At 35.7% G+C, this 2,361-nt stretch carries 1 protein-coding gene; it reads right to left on the bottom strand.

What is annotated here, in order from left to right:
* Positions 1-386: 386 nt before the first annotated feature.
* The gene (locus F6K13_RS28820) at positions 387-1,541 is read right to left on the bottom strand and encodes an alkene reductase (RefSeq protein ID WP_124143990.1); all 1,155 of its coding nucleotides are present in this window, start codon (positions 1,539-1,541) and stop codon (positions 387-389) included.
* Positions 1,542-2,361 lie beyond the last annotated feature (820 nt).

Below are 2,361 nucleotides of genomic sequence, written 5' to 3'. Positions count from 1 at the left end.
CTTGCTGAATAAATGTATGAAATTCAATTATACCAAATTGAAATGAAGCTGCATAGAATAATATTTCAAGCAGAATTGACCGCAGGTAAGCCTAGATAAAGATAGATCGATTTAATGAATTTCATCATTCTATGCAACCTCATATAAAACTGATATTAGTGGTAAATTTTTGCCCAAAACAACAGTGGGGATTATACCTCAATACAGTTTCCTAGGTCATGCTGCGCAATCAGATAAGACCAAAACTCATAAGGTATGGAACTATTAGATGTACATGAGGTTTTCAGATGACAGAACTGCCAAAAAAAACCTTAACTGAACCCTATTGGACTATACCTATTTCTGACTCTAAAGTCACTGAAAAACTCTTTTCTAACTACTGACTCCTAACTCCTGACTCCTAACTCCTGACTCCTGACTCCTGATCTAATTACTGGGGATTGTTGATAAGTGGGAAAATCAATATATCCTTCTTTGTCAAATGAATACCAAATTTTTACATCAGCAGGTGGATTAAGAGGATAGCCATTAGTAAAACGTTCTACTAAATCTGGATTACTCATAAAGGGTCGTCCAAAAGCAATTAGATCGGCATTTCCAGCTTGAATTGCTGTTTCAGCAGTTTCTTGAGTATATCCACAATTTCCGATAAGAGTGCTGGTGAATACCTCTCTAAATTCAGCCAAAGTCATCGGTTCACCTAATTCGTGATAACCAAAAGCTAAACCATCCATAACGTGAAGATAAGTTAACCCATAATTATTTAACTGTTGCGCAACATAAATAAAAGTTTCCCGAAAATCTGGCGAACCCATATCGTTAAAATTACCATTAGGAGAAATTCTTACCCCAACTCTATTAGCAGGCCAAACAGTTAAAATAGACTCTACAATTTCTTTGAGAAACTGAAATCTGTTTTCCAGACGGCCACCATAGCGATCGCTCCGATGATTAGTTTTTGACTGTAGAAATTCGTCAATCAAATAGCCATTTGCTCCGTGAATCTCTACTCCATCAAAACCAGCAGACTTTGCACGTTCGGCAGCTAAACGATAATCTTCTACAATTCCCGGAATCTCTTCTGTTTCTAGAGCGCGAGGAGTTTCTAATGGTTGTTTGCCAATGGGAGTATGAATGTATTCTTGATTCAACTTAATAGCAGAGGGCGCTACTGGCAATTGACCATTTTCCTGAAAGCTGCTATGAGAAGCTCGTCCACAGTGCCAAAGTTGAAGGAACATAGGAGTTCCTTTGCTATGGACAGCATCTACAACTTGTTTCCAAGCTTCTGTCTGTTCGTCTGAGTAAATGCCTGGTGTATTTAGCCAACCATTAGCTTGTTTGGAAATGACAGTTGCTTCTGAAATGATTAAACCTGCCCCAGCTCTTTGAGCATAATATTCGGCCATCATCGCATTGGGCATTCGCTCTGTGCCTGCTCGCGATCGGGTCATTGGAGCCATGACAACTCGATTTTTTAGGGTTAAATCTCCCATCATTAAGGGAGTTAGTAGGGTTTGTGAATTTGTTTGAGTAGTCATTTTTTTTATTGCTCAGTTTCTAGGATGATAATTTCATATTCATTGGTTTATTTTACCTGGAATTAAACATAGATTGAAGTTATCAAAAAATTATAATTTTGAGTGATATTTAACTATCTATAGCTATAGATTTAGTATTAAATAATTTTGCTTAATCAAGAGCAAGATTATGTAAGCATTCAGCATTCAGCAGTCAGGTGTAAGTTTGATTAGAGCTTGAATTAGTATGAGTTAAAAAGTCAAAAAGGAAAGGTTCCGAAATATCAAAAGTTTAAAATTTAGACAATGTAATATTTTCTTCGGGTGTATCTCAATGAGTGAATAAAGCCAAAAATTTATTGCTTTTAGGCAACAGGCAACAGCTCATCTGGCAACAGGGAATATATAGAAACAAAGTATTTTTGCTTGCTATGAGATGCACTCTTTTCTTCTCTCCTAGATAACTAAAGCCTCCTTCTTTCTTCTTCCTTCTGAAAAGTAATTCGGATTCTACGAATTAGTTAATAACTGAAGTATTACGCAACCATAGCACTAATGCATGATAATTGGTATAAAGTCTTCTTCTTTCTTCTTCCTTCTTCCTTCTTCCTTCTGAAAGAAAAGATGCCGAAATATCAAAAATTTAAAATTTAGACAATGTAATATTTTCTTGTCTCCTAGATAACTAAAGCCTCCTTCTTCCTTCTGAAAAGAAAGATGTCGAAATATCAAAAATTTAAAATTTAGACAATGTAATATTTTCTTGTCTCCTAGATAACTAAAGCCTCCTTCTTCCTTCTTCCTTCTTAAAAGAAAGATGTCGAAATATCAAAACTTTAAA

The organism is Okeania sp. SIO2B9 (assembly GCF_010672505.1).
In the GTDB taxonomy this organism is placed as follows: Bacteria; Cyanobacteriota; Cyanobacteriia; order Cyanobacteriales; family Microcoleaceae; genus Okeania; species Okeania hirsuta.
This window is presented reverse-complemented; position numbering and strand designations above follow the sequence as displayed.